Origin of the sequence: Microbispora sp. NPDC046933 (assembly GCF_040644635.1) — a bacterium.
Lineage (GTDB): Bacteria > Actinomycetota > Actinomycetes > Streptosporangiales > Streptosporangiaceae > Microbispora.
This window is the reverse complement of sequence record NZ_JBEYWW010000008.1, coordinates 221,068-246,708: the sequence shown is the minus strand read 5'-3', so window position 1 is coordinate 246,708 and position 25,641 is coordinate 221,068. Positions and strand designations below refer to the sequence as shown.

General features: G+C 72.3%; 21 protein-coding genes and 1 pseudogene. 10 read left to right on the top strand and 12 right to left on the bottom strand.

What is annotated here, in order from left to right:
- Positions 1-4: 4 nt before the first annotated feature.
- The 4 genes from ABZ857_RS13760 to ABZ857_RS13745 all read left to right on the top strand — a co-directional run bounded on the left by ABZ857_RS13760 (position 5) and on the right by ABZ857_RS13745 (position 5,799).
- A complete protein-coding gene (locus ABZ857_RS13760; RefSeq protein ID WP_357042475.1) occupies positions 5-2,464 on the top strand; it encodes a penicillin acylase family protein in 2,460 nt (819 codons plus the stop codon).
- A complete protein-coding gene (locus ABZ857_RS13755; RefSeq protein ID WP_357042472.1) occupies positions 2,454-3,035 on the top strand; it encodes a GNAT family N-acetyltransferase in 582 nt (193 codons plus the stop codon). Before ABZ857_RS13760 ends, ABZ857_RS13755 begins: the two co-directional genes overlap by 11 nt.
- A gap of 18 nt (positions 3,036-3,053) precedes the next feature.
- Positions 3,054-3,758, top strand: coding sequence for a (2Fe-2S)-binding protein (locus ABZ857_RS13750; protein WP_357042469.1), 705 nt, complete (start codon positions 3,054-3,056; stop codon positions 3,756-3,758).
- 232 nt (positions 3,759-3,990) lie between these two features.
- Positions 3,991-5,799 carry a right-handed parallel beta-helix repeat-containing protein gene (locus ABZ857_RS13745; protein WP_357042466.1) on the top strand — a complete coding sequence of 603 codons (1,809 nt, stop codon included), beginning with the start codon at positions 3,991-3,993 and terminating at the stop codon, positions 5,797-5,799.
- A gap of 56 nt (positions 5,800-5,855) precedes the next feature.
- On the opposite strand, the gene ABZ857_RS13740 is transcribed toward ABZ857_RS13745, so the two are convergent.
- Positions 5,856-6,773 carry an RNA polymerase sigma-70 factor gene (locus ABZ857_RS13740; RefSeq protein ID WP_357042463.1) on the bottom strand — a complete coding sequence of 306 codons (918 nt, stop codon included), beginning with the start codon at positions 6,771-6,773 and terminating at the stop codon, positions 5,856-5,858.
- A complete protein-coding gene (locus ABZ857_RS13735; RefSeq protein WP_357042459.1) occupies positions 6,773-7,975 on the bottom strand; it encodes an FAD-dependent oxidoreductase in 1,203 nt (400 codons plus the stop codon). The genes ABZ857_RS13740 and ABZ857_RS13735 overlap by 1 nt, the downstream gene beginning before the upstream one ends.
- A 213-nt stretch (positions 7,976-8,188) precedes the next feature.
- Between ABZ857_RS13735 and ABZ857_RS13730 the strand changes: the two genes are divergently transcribed.
- The gene (locus ABZ857_RS13730; RefSeq protein WP_357042456.1) at positions 8,189-8,527 is read left to right on the top strand and encodes an XRE family transcriptional regulator; all 339 of its coding nucleotides are present in this window, start codon (positions 8,189-8,191) and stop codon (positions 8,525-8,527) included.
- Between the two features lie 75 nt (positions 8,528-8,602).
- Here the strand turns inward: ABZ857_RS13730 and ABZ857_RS13725 are convergent, their stop codons facing one another.
- The 7 genes from ABZ857_RS13725 to ABZ857_RS13695 form a co-directional block, all read right to left on the bottom strand.
- Positions 8,603-8,788, bottom strand: coding sequence for a hypothetical protein (locus ABZ857_RS13725; RefSeq protein ID WP_357042453.1), 186 nt, complete (start codon positions 8,786-8,788; stop codon positions 8,603-8,605).
- A 169-nt stretch (positions 8,789-8,957) separates the two neighbouring features.
- Positions 8,958-9,626 (bottom strand): response regulator, encoded by a 669-nt coding sequence (locus tag ABZ857_RS13720; protein WP_357042450.1) that lies wholly within the window; start codon positions 9,624-9,626, stop codon positions 8,958-8,960.
- Positions 9,623-12,241, bottom strand: a complete 2,619-nt coding sequence (locus ABZ857_RS13715) for a DUF4118 domain-containing protein (protein ID WP_357042447.1) — start codon at positions 12,239-12,241, stop codon at positions 9,623-9,625. The genes ABZ857_RS13720 and ABZ857_RS13715 overlap by 4 nt, the downstream gene beginning before the upstream one ends.
- 6 nt (positions 12,242-12,247) lie before the next feature.
- Positions 12,248-13,111 (bottom strand): potassium-transporting ATPase subunit C, encoded by an 864-nt coding sequence (locus ABZ857_RS13710; protein ID WP_357042565.1) that lies wholly within the window; start codon positions 13,109-13,111, stop codon positions 12,248-12,250.
- Between the two features lie 14 nt (positions 13,112-13,125).
- Positions 13,126-15,249: a potassium-transporting ATPase subunit KdpB gene (kdpB, locus tag ABZ857_RS13705; protein WP_357042444.1), complete on the bottom strand. Its 2,124-nt coding sequence runs from the start codon at positions 15,247-15,249 to the stop codon at positions 13,126-13,128.
- Between the two features lie 2 nt (positions 15,250-15,251).
- On the bottom strand, positions 15,252-16,913 hold the full coding sequence (gene kdpA, locus ABZ857_RS13700; RefSeq protein WP_357042441.1) for a potassium-transporting ATPase subunit KdpA: 1,662 nt from the start codon (positions 16,911-16,913) through the stop codon (positions 15,252-15,254).
- Entirely contained in the window at positions 16,913-17,002 is a 90-nt protein-coding gene (locus tag ABZ857_RS13695) for a potassium-transporting ATPase subunit F (protein WP_051762707.1), read from the bottom strand. Before ABZ857_RS13695 ends, kdpA begins: the two co-directional genes overlap by 1 nt.
- 323 nt (positions 17,003-17,325) lie before the next feature.
- On the opposite strand from ABZ857_RS13695, the gene ABZ857_RS13690 reads away from it, so the two are divergent.
- Both ABZ857_RS13690 and ABZ857_RS13685 read left to right on the top strand, forming a co-directional pair.
- Positions 17,326-17,772 (top strand): DUF3147 family protein, encoded by a 447-nt coding sequence (locus tag ABZ857_RS13690; RefSeq protein WP_357042438.1) that lies wholly within the window; start codon positions 17,326-17,328, stop codon positions 17,770-17,772.
- A 44-nt stretch (positions 17,773-17,816) separates the two neighbouring features.
- Complete coding sequence (locus ABZ857_RS13685; protein ID WP_357042435.1) at positions 17,817-18,194, top strand: DUF3147 family protein; 378 nt, start codon at positions 17,817-17,819, stop codon at positions 18,192-18,194.
- A gap of 97 nt (positions 18,195-18,291) precedes the next feature.
- Here the strand turns inward: ABZ857_RS13685 and ABZ857_RS13680 are convergent, their stop codons facing one another.
- Positions 18,292-18,897: a dihydrofolate reductase family protein gene (locus ABZ857_RS13680; RefSeq protein ID WP_357042432.1), complete on the bottom strand. Its 606-nt coding sequence runs from the start codon at positions 18,895-18,897 to the stop codon at positions 18,292-18,294.
- Positions 18,898-19,208: 311 nt separating this feature from the next.
- Between ABZ857_RS13680 and ABZ857_RS13675 the strand changes: the two genes are divergently transcribed.
- The 3 genes from ABZ857_RS13675 to cydB all read left to right on the top strand — a co-directional run bounded on the left by ABZ857_RS13675 (position 19,209) and on the right by cydB (position 22,967).
- Positions 19,209-20,327: an RICIN domain-containing protein gene (locus tag ABZ857_RS13675; protein WP_357042429.1), complete on the top strand. Its 1,119-nt coding sequence runs from the start codon at positions 19,209-19,211 to the stop codon at positions 20,325-20,327.
- A gap of 344 nt (positions 20,328-20,671) precedes the next feature.
- A complete protein-coding gene (locus ABZ857_RS13670; protein ID WP_357042426.1) occupies positions 20,672-21,946 on the top strand; it encodes a cytochrome ubiquinol oxidase subunit I in 1,275 nt (424 codons plus the stop codon).
- 13 nt (positions 21,947-21,959) lie between these two features.
- Positions 21,960-22,967, top strand: a complete 1,008-nt coding sequence (gene cydB / locus ABZ857_RS13665; protein ID WP_357042422.1) for a cytochrome d ubiquinol oxidase subunit II — start codon at positions 21,960-21,962, stop codon at positions 22,965-22,967.
- A 65-nt stretch (positions 22,968-23,032) separates the two neighbouring features.
- Here the strand turns inward: cydB and ABZ857_RS13660 are convergent, their stop codons facing one another.
- Together ABZ857_RS13660 and ABZ857_RS13655 are read right to left on the bottom strand one after the other, a co-directional pair.
- Positions 23,033-24,079, bottom strand: coding sequence for a glucose 1-dehydrogenase (locus ABZ857_RS13660; protein WP_357042419.1), 1,047 nt, complete (start codon positions 24,077-24,079; stop codon positions 23,033-23,035).
- Positions 24,079-25,364, bottom strand: a pseudogene (locus ABZ857_RS13655) (glycoside hydrolase family 15 protein). The gene ABZ857_RS13660 and the pseudogene ABZ857_RS13655 overlap by 1 nt, the downstream one beginning before the upstream one ends.
- Positions 25,365-25,641: the final 277 nt, after the last annotated feature.

Sequence of the window (25,641 nt, the reverse complement as noted above, 5' to 3'; positions counted from 1 at the left end):
CGCTATGAACAGGGTGTATCGGGATGCGTGGGGCATCCCCCACCTGCGCGCGGACGATCCGTACGTACTGGCCTTCGCCCAGGGACGTGTCACGGCCCTGGACCGTGCCTGGCAGATCGAGGTCGAGCGGCGCCGGGCGACCGGCACATCGGCGGCGATCCTCGGGCCGGACGCCGTCCCGTGGGACCGCTTCGCCCGGCAGGCCCGGCTGGCGGACACCGCCGAGCGCTGCCTGCACGCCCTGGACGACGACACGGCGCGCTGGGTGAGCGCCTACGTGGACGGCGTCAACGCCGGGCTGCCCGAGGGGGCACGCCGGGCTCCCGAGTTCGCCACGGCACTCCCCCCAGCGACACGCCCCGAAGCGACAGGGCACGGCGCGGCAGGGCTCGAAGCGGCACGACACGGTGCGGCCGGGCTTGATGCGACCGGGCTCGGTGCGGCCGGGCACGAAGCGGCGCGACACGGCGCGACCGGTTTTGACGTGGCCGGGCTCGCGCCCGGGCGCTGGGAGCCGTGGACGCCGCTGGCGATCTGGCTGTCCCACCACATCCTCTTCGCGCACTTCCCGGCGAAGCTGTGGCGCGAGGCGGTGGCAGAACGGCTGGGCCCCGAGGCGGTCGCGCTGTTCGCGGCCGACGGGCCGGGCACCGGCGGGAGCAACGGCTGGCTGGTCCCCCCGGATCGCACCGCCACTGGCGCGGCCCTGATCGCGGGCGATCCCCACCGGTTCATCGAGGATCCAGGCTTCTACCAGCAAATACGCCTCGCCTGTCCCGAGTTCGACGTGGTGGGGCTGGCCGTGCCGGGCGTCCCGGGCATCGCCCATTTCGGGCACGCCGGCTCGGTCGCCTGGGCGATCACCAATGCCATGGCCGACTACCAGGACCTCTACCGCGAACGGCTCCGGCGCGGGGACGGCCGCGTCGAGGCGCTGGGGCCGGACGGCTGGCGCCCGGCCGCCGCGCACCTCGAGGTCATCGAGGTGGCGGGGGAGGCCGCGGTCGAGGTCGAGATCGTCGAGACCGAGCGCGGCCCGGTCGTCATGATGGACGCCCGCTCCGTGGAGGAGAGCGGCCGAGACCACGAGCAGGCGACCAGCCACCACCACAAGCCGGAGACCGGCCGAGACCACGAGCAGGCGGCCGGGCACCACAGCCGGCCGGAGACCGGCCACGGACGCGTGTGGGAGGCGGTGAGCCTGCGATACCCGCCGCGAGTGCGCCGTGACCTTGGGTTCGCGGCGCTGCCGGCGCTGCTGCACGCGAAGACCGTGGCCGACGTGGACCGGGCGCTCGACCGCTGGGCCGAGCCCGTCAACGTCGTGCTCGCCGCGGACACCGGCGGCGGGCTGCTGCACCGGGTCGCCGGGGTGGTGCCCGTCCGTCACCCGGACAACGCGCTGCGGGCCGTACCCGCCTGGGAGCCCGGCCACGAGTGGCGCGACCGGAACGAGCCGATGCCCCGCCGGCCGGTCTCCGGCATCACGGTCATGGCCAACGAACGGGGAATCGCCGCGCCGCTCGGCGTCGAGTTCGCCCCGCCATACCGGGCCGGCCGGATCAGGCGCCTGCTCGACGGCTCGCCGCGCTGGTCCGCCGGGGACATGGCGGCGATTCACACCGACACGCTGCTGCCCAGCGCGGGCCCTCTCCTGGACCTGCTGGCCGGCCTGAACGGGCTCGGCCCCCAGGCCGTACGCCTGCGGGACCGGCTGCTCGCCTGGGACCGGCGCATGGACGCCGGCAGCACCGACGCGGCGGCGTACGCGGCCGTCCGGGCCGAGGTGGTGCGGCGCCTGGCGGCCCATCCCGCCCTGGCCGCCCTGGCCGGACTGGACGCGGAGGTTCCCGAGGTCTTCCGGCCGTGGCTCGCGCTGACTCCCCGGGTCGCGTACGCCCTGGAGAGCCTGCTGACGACCGACCTGCTGCCGGGGCTGGACCGGGGAGCCCTCGCGGGACTGGCCCGGGGGGCCCTGGAGGACGTGGCGGCGCGGCTCTGTCAACGGCGCCCGCCGTCAGGCGAGGTGACCGGCGTCCGCTGGGGTGACCTGCACCGGCTCACCCCCTGGCGGGCGCTGCCGTCCCCGGCGATCTCTCCCCCTGTGGACAACGCAAGCTCCGTGGACAACGCAAACTCTGTGGACAACGCAAGCTCTGTGGACAACGCAAGCTCTGTGGACGGCGCGGCGCCGGTGCAGGCAGGCCTGCCGGGCGACCACGACTGCGTGCTGTCCACGTCGAGCGTGCCCGGCGTCACCCACCACTGCGCCCGGGGCCCGGCGGCGCGCTACGTGTGGGACCTCGCCCAGCGCGACGGGAGCCTGTGGATCGTCCCGTTCGGCGCGAGCGGCGTGCCCGGCGACCCCCATCGGCGTGACCAGCACCCGCTGTGGCTGCGCGGGGAACTCGTGCCCGTGATCACGGACTGGAACCGATTGACCGAGGAGCGACATGACCTCTGACGCACGCACCACGGCCCCCGTACGGCGCGAGGCCGTGTGGGAGCAGGTGGTCGAGGGATCCGGCGCCTTCCGCATCGTGCCGGTGGACCCGCCCGCCGATGTCGATCTGATCCACTCCTGGGTCACCGAGGAGCGGGCCCGGTTCTGGGGCATGCTCGACGCGAGCCGCGAGCGGGTGCTGGAGATCTACGACTACCTCGACGGCCTCACCACCCACCACGCCTATCTCGTCCATCGCGACGACCGGCCGGTGGCGCTCTTCCAGACGTACGAGCCGGAGGCCGACCCGGTCGGGGAGTGCTACGACGTCCAGCCGGGCGACTTCGGCGTCCACCTGCTCATCGGGCCGGCGGCGGGGGAGGGCGAGCGCGGTTTCACCGCCGCCCTGCTGTCCGTGCTCCTCGCGTACGCGTTCTCCGACCCGCGCCACGTCCGGATCGTGGCCGAGCCGGACACCCGCAACGACAAGGTGATGGACCGCCTGTTGCGCACCGGTTTCACCCTCGGGCCCGAGATCGACCTGCCGGACAAGCGGGCCCGGCTGTGCTTCCTCACCAGAGACGACCGCTGAGATCAAGGAGTGCGAGTGGTGCTCGACGCCCTTTCCGACCATCTGGAAGGCCTCGCGGCGGAGCGGGGCGGCGTGCTGGGGGTCCTGCCCAGGTTGATCGCCGACGACTCCCCCGGCTGGACCCCCGCCGCCGACCTCGTGCGGGAGCCGTACGAGGGTCTGCTCGCGCTGGTGGACGAGACGGCCGAACGCTGGAGCGCGCCGCGTCACGTGTCGGCGGCGCTGCTGTGGAAGACCTATGGCTACTGGCACACGCTGCCGATGGCCCTGGGCTGGGCTCTCGGCCGCCGGGTGCCGCTGATGCGCCTGGACGACACGCTGGTCAGGCCCTCCGCGGCCGGGGTGACGGTGGCGGCGTCGCGGGTGACCGTGGCCGTGCTCCCCGGCGACCCGCTGGCCGGGACCGAGGGCACCGTCGTCGTCCCCGACCTCGCGGCGGCCATCAGGGAGGCGCTCCTGGAGAGCCAGTATCCGTTCGTCAGAGCGCTCAGTGCGGTGACCAAGGTGGGCGAGCGCACCCTGTGGGGCTCCACCGCGGAGGCGGTCGCCCACCCGCTGCTCACGCTCGGGCCGTACGCCGAGGCGGCCCGGCTGCTGGACGAGATCGGGCCGCCGGTGGCCGGACTGCTCATGCCCGACGGCGACGGATACCGCCGCCGCACGTGCTGCCTGTGGATCACGCTGCCGGACGCCGACCCCTGCTCCACCTGCTGCGTGTGCTGAGCCGCGCATGAGATCTTGACAGCCTCGCCGCCGCTGTGTCAGCGTTCCGAGTGCGTGGCCCAGCCGTGGGTTTCACGCTTTTCCATGCGCGCTGGAAGGTCAATGGTCAGGGACTCTTCTGCCTGACGTGCATGGCGACTGCTGAGGGCCGGCACGTGTGCCCGGCTCTCTCGAGGTTCCGCCGCATGGGAGAGAAACGATGCGATCGACAACGGCAAGACCGCGAACACGCGTGCCCTGGATCACCGCCGCGTTGCTGGCTGCGCTGACGGCCCTCGCCACCGCGCCGGGAGCGCGGGCCGCCACCTTGTTCGGGGACGATTTCGAGGACGGCGACGCGAGCGGCTGGTCCAAGTCGGGCGGCACCTGGTCGGTGGTGTCCGACGGATCGGCCGCGTTACGCCAGAGCAAGCTGCCCAGTGACCTGGCCCGGGTCTTCGCCGGCTCGACGGGCTGGACCGACTACGCCGTACAGGCCCGGGTGCGGCCGATCACGCTGAGCGGAGCCACGGCCTTCGCCGGCCTGGCCGCCCGCTCGACCTCGTCCACGACGTTCGACCGCCTGGTCCTGACGGGCGGCGGCCGCGCCGAACTGCAGGCCGTCCGCAGTGGCGCGGTCAGCGTGATCGCCTCGGTTCCCCTCGCCGTGGTGCCCGGAAGCTGGTACACGCTCAGGATCGAGGAGTCCGGCGGCATCGTGCGCGGCTACGTGAACGGCGCCGCGATCGGCTCGGGGGCGAGCCAGTCGGGCAAGGGCCGCATCGGCCTGCAGACGTTCGGCGCCACCGCGTCCTTCGACGACGTCGAAGCCGGAGACGTGGCCTCGCCGTCCTCCTCCCCTTCGCCGTCCCCGTCCCCGTCCCCGTCCCCTTCGCCCTCGCCGTCCCCGTCCCCTTCGCCCTCGCCGTCCCCCAGCGCCACCACTGGGACCGGGACGATCGTCGTGGCGGTGAACGGCGCCGACACCAACCCGGGCACGCTCGACCGGCCTCTGGCCACGATCCAGAAGGCCGTCGACCTCGCGCAGCCGGGCACCGTCATCGCGATCCGCGGCGGCACCTACCCGCTGACCACGAACATCCAGATCCTCAAGAGCGGCACCGCGGACAATCCGATCACGATGACCGCGTACGGGACCGAGCGCGTGGTCGTCGACGGCGAGCCGCTTCCGAACACGCCCGCCCCGGTCGGCGGCAGCATCCCCAGGGCCCAGCGCGGCGCGATCCACATGGAGGCATCGCACTGGCGCCTGGTCGGCCTGGAGATCGTCAACGGCCCGTACGCGCTGTACTGCGACGGCTGCGCCGACAACGTCTTCGAGCGGCTCTCCACCCACGACAACTACGAGACCGGTGTGCAGATCCAGGGCGCGTCGAGCGGCAACCTCGTCCTCAACCTGGACAGCTACGGCAACCGCGACCCGCGCAAGAACGGCGAGAGCGCCGACGGCCTCGGCATCAAGGAGGGCAGCGGCACCGGGAACGTCGTGCGCGGCGCCCGCCTGTGGAACAACTCCGACGACGGCTTCGACGCCTGGGAGTTCCTGTCCCCGATCACGATCGAGGACAGCGTCGCGTACGGCAACGGCTACAACCGCTGGAACCTGCCCGACTACACGGGCGACGGCAACGGCTTCAAGCTGGGCGGGGGCGGCGATGTCGACCCGCCCGCGGCGCACGTGGTGCGTGACAGCATCGCCTACGGCAACTCCGCGGGCGGTTTCGTCGACAACGCCAACCCCGGCGCCATCTCGATCGACCACAGCACGGCCTGGCGCAACGGCACGACCGGCTTCGACGCCTCCGATGCCGCGGCCACCCTCACTCGCAACCTGTCCGTCGGCAACGGCACCGCCGCCGTCCTCGGCTCCGCGGCCACCGGCAGCGGCAACTCCTGGGACATCGGCGGCACCTGGAACGACGCCGCCCTGGTCAGCACCGATCCCTCGACGCTGACCGGACCCCGGCGAGCCGACGGCTCCATCCCGCCCTCGGACTTCCTTCGGCCCCGCAACGGCGCCGACGTGGGCGCCCGCCTCTAGCTCAGAAAGGAACGGGCGCGGCGTCCGTCACCGCCGCGCCCGCCGGGGACCGGTGCTCACCGCGTCCCGAGGCTTCGGGTGGTGCCATCGGCGACCGCCTGGAGTTTGTCCGGATTGGCGACGTTGTGGATGGTGGTGATCCGGCCGTCGGTGTCGAAATCGAAGGTGACGGTGGCGATCACACGACCCTGGCCGCTGAAGACGATGCCGGGACCGCCGTTGATCTCGACGAGTTCGGCGATCATGTCGGCGGGCTCGATGCCCTGGTAGCTGACGGTGCCGATGGCCGCGAACCAGGCGGCCACGGTCGCCGCGCCCACGACCGGGCGCAGGGCCTGGCGGACCTTGCCGCCGCCGTCGGTCCACAGGGTGACGTCCGGGGACAGCAACTCCATCAGGGCGTTCACGTCACCGCCGGTCGCGGCGGCGAAGAACCGCTCGGTGACCTCACGCTGCCGCGACCGGTCCGTCGCGAAGCGCGGCCGCCGGGCCCGCACATGCTCGCGAGCGCGGTGCGCGGCCTGCCGCACCGCGGCTTCGGAACGCTCGACCGCCTCCGCGATCTCGGCGTGGCTGAAGCCGAAGACCTCCTTCAGCACGAACACCGCGCGCTCGAGCGGGCTCAGCGTCTCCAGCACCACGAGCATCGCCATCGACACCGACTCGGCGTCCGCGACGGCCTCAGCGGTGTCTCCGCTGGTCAGGATGGGTTCCGGAAGCCACGGGCCCACATAGGCCTCACGCTTGCGCTGGGTGGACCGCAGCCGTTCCAGCGCCACGTTCGACACGATCCGCGTCAGGTACGCCTTCGGATCGGCCACCTGCGAGCGGTCGGCCGCCGACCAGTTGATCCAGGCGTCCTGAACCGCGTCCTCGGCGTCGGCCGCGGTGCCGAGGATGCGGTAGGCCACCGAGAACAGCAGGTTCCGGTGCTGAACGAACACCTGCTGGTCGAGGTCGGGAGGCTGAATCATCACGCCTCCCGCACCCGCGTGAAGCGGCCCCCGCGGGGCCAGAACGCGCCCGAGGCGGGCATCTTCTTCATGCGGCCCCACGTGGGCCAGGGTGAAGCAGTCACCGTCTCCTTATAGCGGGCCGCCATGCGGCCGGTCAGGTACAGCCGCCGGGGGCTGTCGTCGGGGTGGGTGAACTGCACGACCGCGTCGTGCCGGCCCAGGCTGACCGGCGTGTGGTAGTAGCCGAAGCGGAACGGCTTGGGCCGCTTGCCCTTCAACTCCCGGACGATCGACACCGCGGCGTGCACACCGGTCGGCATGCCGCCCTGGCAGGTGCCGTGCATGACACCGTAGCCCTGGCGGATCGCCGCCGCGTCACCCACGGCGTACACCTCGGGGTGGGACACCGACCGCAGCGTGGCGTCGGTCACGACGCGGCCGCGTTCGTCGACGGTCAGCCCGGCGGCGGCCGCCAGCGGCGACATCCGCGTACCGCTCGTCCACAGGACCGCGTCGGCCGCCACACTCTCCCCGCCGGCCAGCTCGACCATGTCGGGCAGCACCTTCACCACCTCGACTCCGCTGCGCACCGTCACGCCCAGGCGGTCGAGCGCGGACCGCAGATACGCCCTGGCCTTCGGGTTCATGGCCGCGCCTGGTTCATCGCGGCCCAGCAGCACGACGTTCAGCTCCGGGTGCCGCTCGGCGATCTCCGCGGCCGACTCGACGCCGGTCAGCCCGCTGCCGACGACCACCACCGTGCCGCTGCCGAGCCGCGAGAGCCGGTCGGCCAGCACCTCGGCGTCCTGGGCGCTGTTCAGGGTGTACGCGTAGTCCTCGACGCCCGGCACCGCCGCCGTGTCGGCCACGCCGCCCAACGCGTACACCAGCGTGTCGTAGGACAGGACGCGTTCGTCGTCGATCCGCACGGTCTTCGCGTCGGCGTCCACCGCCGTCACCCACCCGCGCTCGAAGTGGGCACCGGTGCCCTCCAGCAGGTCGGGGATGTTCAGCTCGGCGAGCCGCTGACCGGTCGCCGACATGTGCAGCCGCAGCCGCTCGGTGAACCGCTCCTGCGCGTTCACCAGGGTCACCCGCACGTTCTCGCCCCGCTTGACCCTTGACGCGAGCTGGATCGCCGCGGACAGGCCCGCGTACCCCGCTCCCAGGATCACCACACGGTGGGTGGTCGCCGCACCGGCTTCGTGCTGTGCGCTCATCGCTTCCGCCTCCTCGTTTCGCCGTTGACGACCAGCAGATGGAAGCGGGCCACCCGTACGTGACATGCGCCTAATGTGATCCCCGCCACAGCTCCCTTCATCGACTAACGCAACGAGGCATTACCGACCTGCGGAGTTAACACTTGCGTTAACCTGCGCCTCGCAGAAGCGCTACGAGGCTCATCTCATCGAGCTGGAGATCAGGGAGTACGAATGAGCTCTGTGGGCTGGGAGGAAACCAAGCGCAGGGTCCGTGAGCGCCGTGAGGCCGCGGGACTGCCGGTGCGGTCCGAGGAGCAGAAGAGGGCCGACATGGATCGGTTGGCCGCGGAAGTACGCGCCCATCGGCTTGCGGAGATTCGGCAGGAGCAGGATTTGACCCAGCGGGATGTCGCCGCGCTGATGGGTGTCTCCGCTCCCCGGGTGTCCGCGATCGAGCACGGAGAGATCGACCGGGCCGAGGTGTCGACCCTCCGGTCCTATGTGGAGGCGTTGGGCGGCAGGTTGCGTGTGGTGGCCGACTTCGGAGACACGGAGTACACGCTCGCCTGAGGGCGGCCCCGAGCCCTGATCGGGGGTCGGAGGCGGGTCAGGCCGGATCGGGTGTGATGGTGGCGGCGCGGATGATCACTGGGATTCGTTTCGCCGTCGTACGGCGGCGGCCCGGGCGGCGAGGAGCACGGACAGTGCCTCGCAGTCGTCCGCGGTGAGCGGCGCGAAGGGGAGCAGGTAAAGCCTGCCTCCCGGGCCGTCGACGAGCTCGACCGGCAGGGGACGTGTGGGCACCTCGATCGGCGCGGTGGTGGTGGTCATGATGAAAGCGATTCTTCCGCACCCGACCGACAGTTCCGCGCCCGCGACAGCCGTCCCCGGGCGCATGCGTGCCGGTGCGCCCGGACATCTGGACAGCCGACGCCGGGCGGCTGCGGGGGCGCCGCCACATGCTGTCGGTGCACGTCCCACCTGGGGGTGGAGCCGGGCGTCAGGGGGTGAATCGGTAGCCCATGCCCGGCTCGGTGATCAGGTGGACGGGGTGGGCGGGCTCCTTCTCCAGCTTGCGCCGGAGCTGGGCCATGTACTGCCGCAGGTAGTGCGTCTCCTTGACGTACTGTGCGCCCCACACCTCGCTCAGCAGCTGCCGCTGGCTGATCAGCTTGCCGGGGTTGCGGACGAGGAGTTCGAGGATGTGCCACTCGGTCGGGGTCAGCCGTACGTCGCCGGAGACGGTCTTGTCGGCCAGGTCGACCACATGCTCCCCGATCCGTACGCGGGCGGGCTCGCTCTCGCGGGAGCCGGTGCGGCGGGTCACCGCACGGACGCGGGCCAGCAGCTCGTCCACCCCGAAGGGCTTGGTGACGTAGTCGTCCGCCCCGGCGTCCAGCGCGTCGATCTTGTCCTGGTTGCCGGTGCGCCCCGACAGCACGATGATCGGGACGCTGCTCCAGCCGCGTAGGCCGTGGATGACCTCGACTCCGTCCATGTCGGGCAGCCCGAGGTCCAGCACGATCAGGTCGGGACGCCGGTCGGCCGCCTCGCGCAACGCGGAGCCTCCGTCCGCCGCGACGGCGACCTCGTATCCGCGCGCCGCCAGATTGATGCGCAGCGCGCGCAGGATCTGCGGCTCGTCGTCGACGACGAGGATCCGGCTCACGGCGCCGCACCGCCCATATCCAGAGAACCACCGAGATCCGGAGAACCGCCGAGCTCCGCCGGGCCTTCGATCACGTCGTGGGCGTGCACGGCGACGGGCAGGGTCAGGATCATGGTGAGCCCTCCCCCGGGCGTCTCGTCGGGTGTCAACTCTCCTCCCATCGCCTCGGTCAGTCCGCGCGCCAGGGCCAGGCCCAGCCCGACCCCGGTGTGGTTGTCCCGGTCCCCCAGCCGCTGGAAGGGCAGGAAGATCCGGTCGTACGCGTCGCGCGGCACACCGGGCCCACGGTCGATTATCCGGATCTCGGCCCGGTCGCCGTACCTGCTGGCGGTGACGAGCACGCTCTCCCCCTCGGGGGTGTAGCGGACGGCGTTGGCGACGACGTTGGCGAGCACGCGCTCCAGCAGCGCCGGGTCGGCGACGACCTCGGGGAGGTCGTGCGGGATGTCGATCTTCACCTCGCCGGCGAGCGGCCCCAGGTCGTCGACCGCCCGGGGCACGATCTCCTCGACGGCGACCGGCTGGGCGGCCACGCCAAGCACCCCGGCCTGCAGGCGGCTCATGTCGAGCAGGTTCGCCACCAGGCGGTCGAGCTTGGCCAGCGACTCGTCCGCGGTCTCCAGCAGCTCGGCGCGGTCCCGCGCGGACCACTCGACGTCGGTGGCGCGCAGGCTCTCCACGGCGGCCTTCGCGGCGGCCAGCGGGGTGCGCAGGTCGTGGCTGACCGCCGCGAGCAGCGCGGTGCGCATCCTGTCGGCCTCCGCGAGCGGCCTGGCCTGCTCGGCCTCCTCCTCCAGCCGTTCCTGCCGCAGGGCGACGGCCACCTGCGCGGCGAACGCCTCGATCACGCGGCGCTCGGAGGCGTCGAGCAGGCGTCCGTGCGCGGTGAGCACGAGGTCGTCGTCGATGTCCACGTCGGTGTCGGCGGCGCCCGGACAGGTACAGGGCTCCCCACCCGAGGTGGCGACGATCCGCCAGGAGGCGGGGTCGGAGCGGTCGTCCGGCCCCTGCCCCGCCTCCGGGCGCCGTTCCAGCAGGGTGACCGAGACCAGGCCGAACGTCTCCCGCGTACGCGCGAGCAGGGAGGGCACGGCGGCCTCGCCGCGCAGCACGTGCCCGGCCAGCGCGGACAGGATCTCCGCGTCCGCCCCGGCGCGGGCCGCCTCCCTCGTGCGGCGGGCCGCCACGTCCACGATCATGCTGACCGCCGCCGCGACGAACACGAAGACGACCAGCGCGAAGAGGTTCTCCGGGTTGGCGATCGTCAGGGTGTGCAGGGGCGGGGTGAAGAAGAAGTTCAGCAGGAGGGACCCGGCGACCGCCGCCGTGATCGCCGGCCACATGCCGCCGATCAGCGCCACGCCCACGACGGTGGTCAGGAACAGCAGGATGAAGCTCGGCAGCGCCAGCGTGCCCCGGAAGGGGAGCAGGGCGGCGGTGAGCAGCGGCAGGCCGGTGAGGGCGACGGCCCACCCCGCCAGCCTGCGCCGCCGGGTGAGCGCCGCCCGCGACCGCTGCGGGCGCTCCCGTCCCTTCTTGACGTGCTCGTGGGTGATCATGTGGACGTCGATCGAGCCTGACCTGGCGATCGTCTCGACGCCCACCCCCCTGCTGAAGATCTGGGCGACCCGGCCGCGCCGGGAGGCGCCCAGCACGAGCTGGGTGGCGTTGACCCCGCGGGCGAACTCCAGCAGCGCCCGCGGCACGTCGTCGCCCACCACCTGGTGATAGGTGCCGCCCATGCTCTCCACGAGGGCGCGCTGGCGCGCCAGCAGCGCCGGGTCGCCGCCGGCCAGGCCGTCGGCCCGGGTGACGTGGACGGCCAGCAGGTCCGCGCCCTTGGTGCGGGCGGCGATGCGGGCGGCCCGCCGGACGAGGGTGTCGCCCTCCGGGCCTCCGGTCAGCGCGACGACGACCCGCTCGCGCGCCTCCCACGTGTCGGCGATGCCGTGCTCGGCGCGGTAGCGGTCGAGCTGCTCGTCCACCTCGTCGGCGAGCCACAGCAGGGCCAGCTCGCGCAGCGCGGTGAGGTTGCCGACGCGGAAGTAGTTGGCGAGCGCGGCGTCCACCTTCTCCGGCATGTACACGTTGCCGTGCGCGAGCCGCCGCCGCAGCGCCTCCGGGGTCATGTCGACCAGCTCGACCTGGTCGGCCCGCCGTACGACCTCGTCGGGCACGGTCTCGCGCTGCGGGATGCCGGTGATGTGCTGGACGACGTCGTTGACCGACTCCAGGTGCTGGATGTTCACCGTGGAGATCACGTCGATCCCGGCGTCGAGGATCTCGTCGATGTCCTGCCAGCGCTTGGCGTTGCGCGAGCCGGGCACGTTGGTGTGCGCCAGCTCGTCCACCAGGGCGACCCGCGGTCGCCGGGCGACGACCGCGTCGACGTCCAGCTCGGTGAAGGTCGCCCCCCGGTACGTGAGGGTCCTGCGGGGGACGATCTCCAGTCCCTCCAGCAGTCGCGCGGTGCGTACGCGGCCGTGGGTCTCCACCAGGCCGACCACGACGTCCGTGCCGCGTTCCCTGCGACGGTGCCCCTCGCAGAGCATCGCGTACGTCTTGCCGACCCCGGGTGCCGCGCCGAGGTAGATCCGCAGTCGCCCGCGTGGCATGGCCCGTCACCTCTCCCTGTCGAGGGCCAGATTGAGCTCCAGCACGTTCACGCCGGGCTCGCCCAGGAAGCCGAGGGCCCGGCCGGTCGTGTGCTCCCTGATCAGTGTCCGCACCCCGCGCACGTCCAGTCCCCGTTCCCTGGCCACCCGGGGGGCCTGCAGCTCGGCGTACGCGACGGAGATGTGCGGGTCGAGCCCGCTGCCGCTCGCCGTCACGGCGTCCGGCGGGACGACTGCGTGGGCGTTTCCGCGCACCGGCACCGTACGCCCCATCGAGTAGTCCTCGCCAGGTCTGCCGCACTCGACCTTGACGCCCTGGTACGTGGCGACGAACGGCGCGGCCGGGCACGCCTGGTTGACGCTGACCACCCTGGTGGGCCTGCCGACGGCGGGGAAGACCTTGAGCACCGCACCGGCCCCGTCCGCCGTGCAGTAGGGCCTGGCCCCGCTGACGCCCTCCAGTTCGCCGACCGCCTTGGAGCGCGCGCACACCTGGGTGAGCAGGGAGATCCTGCCCTTCCGCGCGGCCTGGTCCGTCCCCCGGGGGTCGGGCAGCCGGTCGACGACGTCCTGCGGGCCGAGGTTGCTCGCGCCCGAGGCCAGCGGGTCGTAGCCGCCCGCGGAGGGGCGGCTCTGGAAGTACCCGCGCACCGGGCGGCCGTTCCGGTCGGTGAAGAGCTGCCCGACGAGGGCGCTGCCCACCTCCCTGCCGTCCTCGCGCACAATCGAGCCGCCGGCCCGGTGAGGGAGGAGGACCTGGGCGATGCCGGTCACCAGCAGGGGATACAGCCCGCCCAGGATCACCGTGAGCACGGCGACGGCCCGGACCGCCGCGAGGTGCCGGCGGAGCGTGTTCGGCAGGCGTTCCATCACGTTTCCAGCCATCAGGACATCCCCGGAAGGAATTGGACGAACAGGTCGATGAGCTTGATGCCGAGGAACGGGACGACGATCCCGCCGAGGCCGTAGACGGACAGGTTGCGGCTGAGCAGTTTGGGTGCGCTGGAGGGGCGGTAGCGGACGCCGCGCAGGGCCAGCGGGATCAGTGCCACGATGACCAGGGCGTTGAAGATCACCGCGGACAGGATGGCCGACTGCGGGCTGTGCAACCGCATCACGTTCAGCGCGTCGAGGCCGGGGTAGAGCGCCGCGAACATGGCCGGGATGATCGCGAAATACTTGGCGATGTCGTTGGCGACGGAGAAGGTGGTCAGCGCCCCGCGGGTGATCAGCAACTGCTTGCCGATCTCGACGATCTCGATGAGCTTGGTCGGGTTGGAGTCGAGGTCGACCATGTTCCCGGCCTCCTTGGCGGCCGAGGTGCCGGTGTTCATCGCGACCCCGACGTCGGCCTGCGCCAGCGCCGGGGCGTCGTTGGTGCCGTCGCCGGTCATCGCGACCAGCCGCCCACCCTCCTGCTCCTTGCGGATCAGGGCGAGTTTGTCTTCGGGGGTGGCCTCGGCCAGGAAGTCGTCCACCCCGGCCTCGCGGGCGATGGCCCTGGCGGTCATCGGGTTGTCCCCGGTGATCATCACGGTGCGGATGCCCATCCGGCGCATCTCGTCGAACCGCTCCCGCATGCCCTGCTTGACCACGTCCTTGAGATGGATCACCCCCAGCACGCGGGCCGTGCCGCTGCTCACCTCGCCCACGACCAGGGGGGTGCCGCCGGAGGCGGAGATCCCGTCGACCAGGTGCCCGACACCGGCGGTGGGGTGGCCGCCGTTGTCGCGCACCCACTTCATCACCGAGGTCGCCGCGCCCTTGCGGACCTGGCGGCCGTCGACGTTCACCCCGGACATGCGGGTCTGGGCGGTGAAGGGGATCCATTCGGCGTGGGCCAGCTCGCCCGGCCGCCGTTCGCGCAGGTCGTAGGCGTGTTTGGCGTGCACGACGATCGAACGCCCCTCGGGGGTCTCATCGGCCAGGCTGGCCAGCTGCGCGGCGGTGGCCAGGTCGAGCTCGGCGACGCCCTCGGCAGGGACGAACTGCGACGCCTGCCGGTTGCCCAGGGTGATCGTGCCGGTCTTGTCCAGCAGCAGGGTGGTGACGTCACCGGCGGCCTCCACCGCCCGCCCGCTCATGGCCAGCACATTGCGCTGGACCAGGCGGTCCATGCCCGCGATGCCGATGGCCGACAGCAACGCCCCGATCGTGGTCGGGATCAGGCAGACCAGCAGCGACACCAGCACCACGCCGCTGACCCCGTCGGCGCCGAGCGCGGTCGTGTCCGGCACGCCGGGGTTGTTCGCCTTGGAGTAGATCGCCAGCGGCTGCATGGTGACGGTGGCGATCAGGAAGATGATCGTGAGTGCGGCCAGCAGGATGTTGAGGGCGATCTCGTTGGGGGTCTTCTGCCGGTCGGCGCCCTCGACCAGGGCGATCATCCGGTCGATGAAGCTCTCTCCGGGCTTTTGGGTGATCCGTACGATGATCCGGTCCGACAGCACCTTCGTGCCGCCCGTGACGGCCGACCGGTCGCCGCCCGACTCGCGGATCACCGGCGCGGACTCCCCGGTGATGGCCGACTCGTCCACGCTGGCGATGCCCTCGACCACGTCGCCGTCGCCCGGGATGATCTCCCCGGCCTCGACGACGACATGGTCGCCCTGTCTCAGTTCCTGGGCGCCGACGACGTCCCACCGGGCGGGGTCGTGCGGGTCCGCCAGCCGCCGGGCCATGGTGTCGCGCTTGGCCGCCCGCAACGTGGCGGCCTGGGCCTTGCCCCGCCCCTCGGCCACCGCCTCGGCCAGGGTGGCGAACAGCACGGTCAGCCACAGCCACACGACGATCGCCCAGGCGAAGACCGAGGGATTCGCGATGGCCAGCCCCGTGGTGAGGAACGCGCCGACCTCGACGATGAACATCACCGGGTTACGCCACAGCGTCGCCGGGTTCAGCTTGCGCAGCGCGTCGGGCAGTGACCGCACGAGCTGCCGGGGATCGAGCAGACCGCCGCCGATCCTGCCGCCGTTTTTTCGGCCCGCGCGCCGTGATGACGTCGACATGGCTAGGAGAGTCCTTCCGCGAGCGGCGCGAGCGCGAGGGCCGGCAGGAACGTGAGGGCGACGAGGACGACCGTGACTCCGGCCACCATCCCGACGAACTGGAGGCGGTGGGTGGGCAGCGTCCCTGCGGAGACCGGCACCGGCGCCTGCCGGGCCAGCGACCCGGCCAGGGCGAGGATGAAGACGATCGGCAGGAACCGGCCGAAGGCCATGCACAGGCCGAGCGCGACGCACCACCAGGGCGTGCCCGCCGAGATCCCGCCGAAGGCCGAGCCGTTGTTGTTGGCCGCGCTGGTGAACGCGTAGAGGATCTCCGACAGCCCGTGCGGGCCGCCGTTCAGCATGGCCGCGAGACCCGCCCGGTTGCCCATCGCCGCGGCCGTGCCGGCGAGCACGAGCGCCGGGGTGACCAGGAAGTAGAGCGAGGCCAGCTTGATCTCACGCGAGCCGATCTTCTTGCCCAGGTATTCGGGCGTACGGCCCACCATCAGCCCGGCCACGAAGACCGTGATCACCGCCAGCACGAGGATGCCGTACAGGCCGGAACCGGCGCCGCCCGGCGCGACCTCGCCGAGCATCATGTTCAGCATCGTCATCATGCCGCCCAGGGGCGTGAAGGAGTCGTGGGCGGAGTCCGTGGCGCCGGTCGACGTCAGCGTGGTGGCGGCGGCGAACGTCGCGGAGCCCGGCACGCCGAAGCGGACCTCCTTGCCCTCCAGCGCTGCCCCGGCGGCCCGGGGGACCGTGGCGCCGCCGGCGACCTCGAAGACGTTCGTCAGCAGCACGCTCACCAGAGCGATCACCGTCATGACGGCGAGGATCGCGTGGCCCTGACGCACCTGGCCGACCATGCGGCCGAAGGTGCGCGGCAGCGCGACCGGGATCGCCAGGAGCAGGACGATCTGCAGCCAGTTCGTCCACCCGGCCGGATTCTCCAAGGGATGGGCGGAGTTGGCGTTGTAGAAACCGCCGCCGTTGGTGCCGAGCTCCTTGATGGCCTCCTGGCTCGCCACCGGGCCCCCGGTGATCGCCTGGGTGCCGCCGGTCAGCGTGGTCACCTCGTGCGGCGACGCGAGGTTCTGCACCACGCCCCCGGCGACCAGGACCAGCGCGGCGACGAACGCGATCGGCAGCAGCACCCGGAACGTGCCGCGCACGAGGTCCACCCAGAAGTTGCCGATCGTGTCGGCCTGCCTGCGGGCGAAGCCCCGCACCAGCGCGACCGCCACGGCCATGCCGACCGCCGCCGACACGAAGTTCTGCACCGCGAGTGCGGCCATCTGCACCAGGTGGCCCATGACGGTCTCACCCGGGTACGCCTGCCAGTTCGTGTTCGTCACGAAGCTGACGGCCGTGTTCCAGGCGACGTGGGCGGGGACCGGAGGCCGCCCGAGGCCGAGGACCAGCCTGTCCTGCAGGCGCTGCAGGCCGTACACGACGAGCACGGAGACCGCGGAGAAGGCCAGCAGGGCGCGTGCGTAGACCGCCCAGGGCTGCTCGGCGTCCGGCCGCACACCGATCACGCGGTAGACGAGACGCTCGGCCGCGCTGTGGCGGGTGCCGGTGTAGACCTTGTACAGGTAGTCGCCCAGCAGCAGGTAGACGACGGCGAGCACCGCGACGACGGACAGCACGAGCACGGCCCCTGCCGCTGCCGCGCCCATCAGAAGCGCTCCGGGAACAGCAGGGCCGCGACCATGAAGACCAGCAGCGCCGCGGCCACGCCGAGACCGACGGCGTTGATCACGCTCACAGGCGCTCCACCGCCCTCACGACGAGCCCGAAAATCGTGAACACCGCGATCGTCAGAGCGACGAAGATGACGTCCGCCATCCCCACTCCTCGGTTGTGATTACGTCCGCCGCTCTACGGCGGTCTCAGCACAAGCAAAGTCCGGGATCGGGGGCATTTGGCCGGTCTTGACGGCTTCCATACGGGTTCGAACCGAGTATTGACGGGCTCTGTACGCAGCCCACGTCGCGGGTTTCGGGCGTTCCCGCGGCGGAAATCAACGCGGTTCAACCGGCGAGCGGCGCCCCCCGAACATATGTGTCGGTTCCGGGGAGGGGACGCGGCGTGGGCGAGGTGACCGACCAGATCCTGGAGGTCGTCATGAAGGCGCTGATCGGCGGCGTCTTCGTGCTGGCCTTCGCGGCGCTGGCCGAGATGCTGACGCCGAAACGGCTCGCCGGGGTGTTCTGCGCCGCCCCTTCGGTGGCCCTGGCCAGCCTCATCGTCACCGCCGGTCTCGCCGGCGTCCCCGACGTCCTCGCCTCGGCCCGGGGCATGCAGATCGGCGCGGTCGGCTTCACCCTCTACTGCCTGATCGCCGTCCCCCTGTTGCGCAGGTGGGGCACCTGGTGGGGGGCGCTGGCCGCGCTCGCCGTCTGGGGCGTCGCCGTGGCCGTCGGGTACGCGCTGGCGCCGCAGGGTCTGCTCGGCGTCCGGGCGACGGCGGTCCCCACTCCGCTTCCCGGGCCGGGGGCACTGGAACTCTCCCCGCCACCGGCGCGCCTGCCGTGAGCGCCCCTGGTGGAAGAGGCCGGCGTTCCGACGACGACCGGAAGGTGCGGCTGCGGCTCAGCGAGCTCAGGCGACCGCCCAGGCGCGACTGGGCGGTCCGCTTCGCGTTCGGCGCCGGAGTGTCGGCATTGGCGGGGGTGGTGTCCGTGCTGGCGGGCCCGCGCGCGGGCGGGCTCTTCCTCGCGTTCCCGGCGATCCTGCTGGCGAGCGTCACCCTGATCGCGAAGGAGGAGGGCGTACGCCAGGCCGGGCAGGACGTGGGGGGCGCGACCTTCGGCGCCCTCGGCCTGATCGCCTTCGCCGTCGTCGTGGCGCTCACGGCGACCGTCTGGCCGCTGTGGCTGTCCCTCACGGTCGCCACCCTGACCTGGGCGGTCCTCTCCCTGACCCTGTACGCCGCCGTCACCCGGCTCCGCCACTGAGCCCGATGCCACTGAACCCGCCCCCATGGCGCCCGACCCCATGGCGCCCGACCCCATGGCGCCCGACCCCATGGCGCTCGGTCACGGCGGCGCTCGATCACCCCCCGGCGTTCGCCTCGGCCGCCCGGCGCGCGGCGGCCGGGTCGGCGAGACCCTCGCCGGTCGGCTCGTAGGTGAGCAGGACCACGCCGGAGGAGAACGCCTGCGTGCCGGCGAGCCGCAGCGTGGCGGGGGCGTCGGAGCCGTCGTCGAACAGGCGGGCACCGCGACCGGCGAGGACGGGGTAGACGGCCAGGCGCATCTCGTCGAGGAGGTTCTCCCGCAGCAGCCACCGCACCAGCGCCGCGCTGCCGAAGATGAGGATGTCGCCGTCCACCTCCTTCTTCAGCGCCTCGATGCGGGCCGCGGCGTCCGCGCCGATGATGGTGCTGTTGTTCCAGGTGGCCTCGGTCAGCGTGGTCGACACGACGTACTTCGGCAGGTTGTTCATCGCGTCGGCGTATCCCACCTCGTCGGTCATCGACGGCCAGGAGGCCGCGAAGCCCTCGTAGGTGACCCGTCCGAGGAGTAGTGCGCGCGCCGCGCGGATCTGGTCGAGGCCGGCCTGCATCGAGTCCTCGCTGACGAATCCGAAAGCCCACTCGTGCGGGTTCTCGATGACGCCGTCAAGAGTGGTGAAAACAGACAGAACAATGCGTCCCATGGGTTCGTTTCCTTGTGTCGAGTGATACGTGGCGGCGGACGTGCACCCAGTCACCTGCGGAGAGAGCGTGCGCCGCCACCCACCGTCACGTCGGGCGGTCACGTCCGCCGCCACGGCCCGCCCCCGCGACGCCGCCCCCGAGCACCTGGGTGCTCCGGCGCCGACGGGCCGTTTGCAAGGCCACCGTGGCCCGGCGTGCGGGCTCACGTCCACCCATGGGCGCTTTCCCGGACACTCCCGGACGATCTCGGACACCCCCGGAGCATGCATAGGCTGCCTGGAAGCGCAGGGATCTACGAAATGGGGAGAGCGTGACCGACACCCGGCCGCAGCCGCAGGCCGCCACCACGCCCGCCGAGTTCGTCGCCCTGATGAGGCGACTCCGGGCGTGGAGCGGGTGCAGCTACCGGCAGCTCGAACGCCGCGCCGAGATTGTGGGCGACGTCCTGCCGCGTGCCACCCTGGCCGACGCGCTCAGCCGCCAGGATCTGCCGCGCGAACACCTGCTCGCCGCGTTCGTACGGGCCTGCGGGGCGGACGAGGACACCGTCGCCGAGTGGCTGGAGGCCCGCCGGCGCCTGGCTGTCGCCCGTGAGACGCCCTGCGGCATGCGTGCCGTGCCTGGGGGTGACACGCGCGCCGCGGCTTCCGATGGGATGCCGGCCGTGCCGCCACCGGGCGACACGTCGGCCCCGCCGGCTCCCGGACGAGACGTCCCCCGGCCGGACGAACCACTGGCCACCGAGGCGGCCGGACCGGCTCCGGGCTCGCCTCCCGTGAGCGGAGTCGCCGGGCGGAAGCCTCCGGCGCGCCGGAGGCTGGTGGCGGGCGCCGGAGCCGCGGCCCTGCTCTTCCTGGCCGGAGCCTGGCAGTTCGACCGCGTCTCCAGCGGCGAGGCGACCTCCCGCACCTCCACGTCGGTCTCCGCAGGCCAGGCACGGTCGGACGAGGCCGCCGGGGCGGAGGGGCAGGCGCCGGCCCGCAGGTGGGTCCGCGTGCGGGCGGCCGCCGATCCCTCCCTGTGCCTGACGGCGGGCCGTGCCAGGGACGTCTCGTACGCTGACGAGGTCGCGGTCCTGCGTCCCTGCTCCGCGGCGATTCCGCCGCGGACCTTCCTCACCCCCGCGGGTGACGGCCTGTTCCACCTCCAATGGGATCACCCCGACCCGGCGAAGGGCGTCGGCTGCCTGACGGTGGTCACGACGGGCCCGGCGACGGGCATGCTCGCACCCTGGAACGACTGCACCGGCGCCCGGCCCAACCAGCGCTTCCGGCTCGAACCGACCGACGGGGACGGCTTCCGCATCCGTCCGGCGTCGAGCGGCCGATGTCTCGCGGTCAACGGGGACGACGGCGAGCCGGGGGCGGAGGCCGTCGAACGGCCCTGCGCCTCCACACCCGGACAGACCTTCCTCATCGAGCCCGAATAGCCCGCCGCGCCTCAGCCCCTGTATTTCCTCCCGCGTTTCAAGCTGTTCCTCGCCGCCGTGCCGGGGACGCGGGACCTCGCCGACAGCGTCCGGGGGACGCCGAGGGTCTGGCCGAGCGGGTCGCCCGCGCCTACGTCGCCCGCATGGAGTCGGCCGACCGTTCGGCTCCGCCGGGGCGACCCTCTCATCCTCCTGATCGGGCCGGCGGCCCCCGATCACCTGCCGCGAGACGTGGTTGTGAGGATATGATCCGTCCACTCTTGCGGACTTTGCGAGGAAAGGGCTGATTTGTCGCTCTACCACGCGCCCCGGACCTCTCCTCGCCGGGTGACGGGCGTACGCCGATGACGGACGAGACGCTGGCGCGCCTCCAGTTCGCGACCACCGCCGGGTTCCACTGGCTGTTCGTGATGCTCACCCTCGGCCTCGCCCCGCTGATCGCGGTGATGCACACCCGGCACGCCCTCGGCGGCGCACCGCTCATGGAGCGCATGACCCGGTTCTGGGGGCAGATCTACGTCGTGAACTACGTGCTGGGCATCGTCACCGGCCTGGTCATGGAGTTCCAGTTCGGGCTGGCGTGGAGCGGGCTGGCCGAGTACGCGGGCAACGTCTTCGGCGCCCCGCTCGCACTCGAGACGATCGTCGCCTTCTTCGCCGAGTCGACCTTCCTCGGCATGTGGATCTTCGGCTGGGGGAAGCTGCCGAAGGCCGTGCACGTCACGCTGATCTGGCTGGTCACGCTCACCGCGTACGCCTCGGCGTACTGGATCATGGTGGCCAACGGCTTCCTGCAGCACCCCGTGGGGCACGAGGTGCGCGGCGGCGTCGCCTACCTCACCGACTTCGGCGCCATGCTCACCAACCCCAACGCGATCAACGCGCTGGTGCACGCCGGCACCGCCGCGCTGATGACCGGTGGCGTGTTCGTGGCGGGGGTGAGCTCCTACCACTTCCTCAAGCGCACGGCGGAGCGGGAGTTCTTCCGCGCCTCGCTGCGGCTCGGCCTGTTCACGGCCACGCCCGCGGCGTTCGTCGCGCTCTACTACGGGTTCGTGCAGATCCCGACGCTCGTGGACACCCAGCCGATGAAGGCGGCGACCCTGCGGGGCCACATCGACGACGTCGGCTCCCTGCGGGTCGAGGACGTGCAGGCGCAACTGGCGCAGCGGTTCGGCGCGGGCGACTACCGGCCACCCGCCTGGATCGCCACCGCCTTCGACGTCATGCAGGGCGTCGGTTATCTGATCTTCCTGCTGGTCGTCGTGGCCCTCGTCCTGCTCTACCGGGACTGGTACCTCCGGTTCCGCCCGGCGGCGTACCTGATGCTGGTCGCGGTTCCCCTGCCCTTCGTCGCCGCGCTCGGCGGGTGGCTGCTGCGCGAGGTGGGACGCCAGCCGTGGACCGTGTACGGCGAGCTCACCACGGCCGCCGCGCGGTCGCCCGTCGGCTCGATGACGGCGTCCCTGGTCCTGTTCTGCGGGGTGTTCCTCGCGCTGGCGGTCGCCGACTGGACGCTGATCGCCCGGTACGCCCGCCGCGGCCCGGCCGTCACCGACCTGGGCGGATCACCGGGCGACGGGCAGGCGGAGCGGCCCACGGCGTCGCTCGCCCTGTGAAAGAGGAAACACCGTGACCCTCGAACTCGTGTGGCCGGCCCTGCTGGGGCTGCTGCTCGCCGGCTACTTCGTCCTGGCCGGTTTCGACTACGGCGTGCAGATGCTCACCCTCTGGCTCGGCCGTGACGACGGCGAGCGGCGGGCGCTGCTCAACGCCTTCGGCCCGTTCTTCCTGGGCAACGAGGTCTGGCTGGTGGCCGCGGCCGGGGTGCTTTTCGGCGCCTTCCCCTTCCTGGAAGGGCGGCTGCTGTCCGGCATGTACTTCCTGTTCGCGGCGATCCTGGCCGGGATCGTCGTCGGCAACGCCGCCGTACAGTTGCGCAGCCGCCACCGGAGCGCCTCGGCGCGCAGGCTCTGGGACGGGTTGATCTTCCTGGGCGGGCTGGTGCCCGCCGCGGGGTGGGGGCTCGTGGCGGGCCGTCTCCTCGCCGGGGTGCCGCTGAACGCCCGGAACGCCTTCTCGCTCGGCCCGGCCGACCTGGTCCATCCCTTCGTGCTGCTGTGCGGCGCCACGACCACCGCGGTGTTCCTCGCGCACGGGGCGGCCTTCCTGGCCTGGCGAACCGACGGCGAGACGGGCGCGCGGGCGGCGAGGGCCGGCCGTCACGCCCTGCTCGTGGCGGCCGTGGCGGCGGCGGCCATCCTCGTCACCGGATCACTCTCCTCGGCGCGGCACGCCGTCGTCAACGCCTGGCCCGCACTCGCGACCGGCGCGGCCCTGGTGGTCGTGCTCCTCGCCGCGGCTGCCCTGCTGCGCGCGGGCCGTACCGGCCGGGCCTTCGCCGCCACCTCGTGCGCCGCCGCCCTGCCCGTCGTCGCCCTCGGGGCGGGCCTGCACCCCTTCGTGCTGGTCTCCTCCGGCACCCCCGGCACGGGCCTGCGACTGGCGGAGACGATGGCGGAGGCGGGCACGCTGCGGCTTCTGGCGGGCTTCGCCGCGGTCATGGTGCCGCTGATGCTGCTTTCCCAGATCTGGAACTGGTGGATGTTCCGCCACCGGGCGCGTACCTCATACCTGTGAGCCCCGGTCTGTGCTGAAACATGCCGGGATCGGGTGAGACAGGCGATGCGGTGAACCCGCGGACGTCACAGCGTGACGACGACCTTGACGTCCTCCGGCCCGGCGGTGAAGGCGCCGCGGAACGACTCCAGCGGCACCCTGCGGGTGATCAGCCGGTTCAGCCAGGCGAGATCGGCCTTGGCCAGGGCGTCGGCCGCGGCGGCGTAGTGGCCGAGGTTGGCGTTGACCGAGCCGATGAGCACGTCGTTCTCCAGCACGATCTCGCGGTTGAGGCTGCCCGCGTCGAGCGTGATCCGGCGCCCGGCCGACGAGACGCCGGTGAGACAGACGATGCCGTACGGCGCGGTGTTGGCGGCCACGGCGAAGATGACAGGTCCGGCGCCGGTCGCCTCGATGACGACGTCGGGGCGCACCTTCGCGGCGACCTCGCCGGCGTCCTCGGCGTGGTAGACCGCGCCGAGGTCCCGCACGAGGCCCGGTTTTGGGCCCTCCGTGACCCGGTCGAGGACGTGCACCTCCAGCCCGCGCTGCACGCCGAGCAACGCGGCGAGCAGGCCGATCGGCCCGGCGCCGGTGACCAGCGCGGTCTTCGGCGCGAACCAGGCCCGGGCGCCGACCTTCTCGACCTCGTCCCAAGCCTTGGCGACGACGCTGGTGGGTTCGAGGAGCATTCCGACGTCGGCCAGCCCGGGGTCCAGCCTGACGGCGTAACCGGGCTCCACCGCCCAGGTCTGGCTGGCGTACCCGTCCAGCTCCTTGATGCCGCGCTCGGTGTAGCGGCCGTTGCGGCACATGTCGAACTGGCCGTGCGCGCAGGCGCCGCACGGCACCGGGTCTGGCCGCCGGACCACTCCGACCACCAGGTCGCCCGGGGCGAATCCGCTGCCGGAGGGCGCCTGCCGCACCCTGCCCAGCGACTCGTGGCCGATGACCAGGCGGTCGCGGCCGGGCGGGGCCCAGCCGTACTCGCCGGCGGCGATCTCCTTGTCGGTGCCGCACACGCCGACGGCGAGACCGTCGACGAGCAGGTCCCCCTCGCCCGGCTCGGGATCGGGGACCTCGGTGACCGCCAGGGAGTCCTTCCGCAGCGGAATGACGGTGAGAGCGAGCATCAGTGCTCACCTCCAACGTGCTCGTGGCCGTGCGCGACGTGCTCGGCCGGCCGGGTGCCGGACAGGTGACGGGCGGCGTTCACCAGCCCGACGTGGCTGAACGCCTGCGGGGTGTTGCCGAGTTGCCGCCCGGTGACGGGGTCGTACTCCTCGCTCAGCAGGCCGAGGTCGTTGCGCAGGCTCAGCAGCCGTTCGAACAGCTCGTACGCCTCCCGCTGGCGGCCGATGCCGTACAGGGCGTCGGCGAGCCAGAACGTGCAGGTGACGAAGGCGCCCTCGGCGCCGGGAAGGCCCGCGACGTTGCCGTCGGCCTGCGGCTGGTAGCGCAGCAGGAACCCGTCGGAGCACAGCTCGCGTCGCACCGCCTCGACGGTGCCGGCCACCCGCGGGTCGGCCGGATCTCCGGCCGCGGCCCGCAGCAGCCACTCCCGCCAGGCCCTGGCCTCGGCGACGAAGCCGGTGCCCAGCAGCGCCTGCAGCGTGAACGTCGCGTCGCGCAGCCGGCAGAACCGGTAGTCCCAGTTGCGCGGCCCGCCCGGCTGTTCCGGCAGCGAGGTGGTGACCGTGGCCACGATGCCGCCGGTCGGCGCGTAGGTCAGCGCCTTCAGCACGACCAGCGATCGGCGCACGGCATCCTCCCACCGGCCCTCGTATCGGAAGCCGCGCATCCACGACGTCCAGAACGCCTCGGTGTCGGCGAGGGCCTTCTCCGCGTCCACCGGACGCGGCCTGCGCTCGTGCGAGGGCCGGTAGGTCAGCACGAACGGCACCCGCTGTCCGGCGGCGACCTCGAACTCAGCATAGGTGGCCATGTCCTCGCCGTGGAGCGGCACCGGTGTCTCCAGCCAGGCGGCGTCCGGACCGGCGACCGCCGCGAGGCGCCCGTCCTGGTGCCGCACCCAGGGCACGATGTGCCCGTAGTCGAACCGCAGCCGCAGCGCCATCCGCATCGGCACCCGTCCGCTGACGCCTTCCACGACTCGCACCACGTCGGCCGCCTGCCGCGTGGCGGCATCGCGTCGATCACGCGTACGGATCCCTCGGGGGTGTCCCACTCCGTCTCCAGGACGAGGGAGTCGCCGCGGTAGCGGCGGCGCGCGCAGAGCCCGCCGGCCGCGGGAGCCAGGCGCCACAAGCCCGCCCGCTCGTCGTCCAGCAGGGCGGCGAAACACGCGGGGGCGTCGAACCGGGGCAGGCACAGCCAGTCGATCGACCCGTCGCGCCCGACCAGTGCGGCCGTGTGCAGGTCGCCGAGCAGCCCGTAGTCCTCGATCCGCAGTGCCACCGCGCCTCCCCCTCCGGTGGTCGATCTCGCGAACAAGGCCGCGCTACCCGCGTAAAGGGAACGTATGCACTGTGCAAAAGACAGTCGTCCACCGGAGGCCGGGTCGGGGGCAGGGGCGGCGGCCTCGGGGGCCGCGTCGGGGCAGGGGCGCGTGCCGGGGCGTGCCGTCTACCCACCTTTTTGTGGGTACTTGTCGGCGGGCCGGAGCGGCGTGAAGCTTGGTTCCGGGCGGCCGGAGGGCGGCCCTGATTCAGGCGGAACGGGGGTGTCGGCGGTG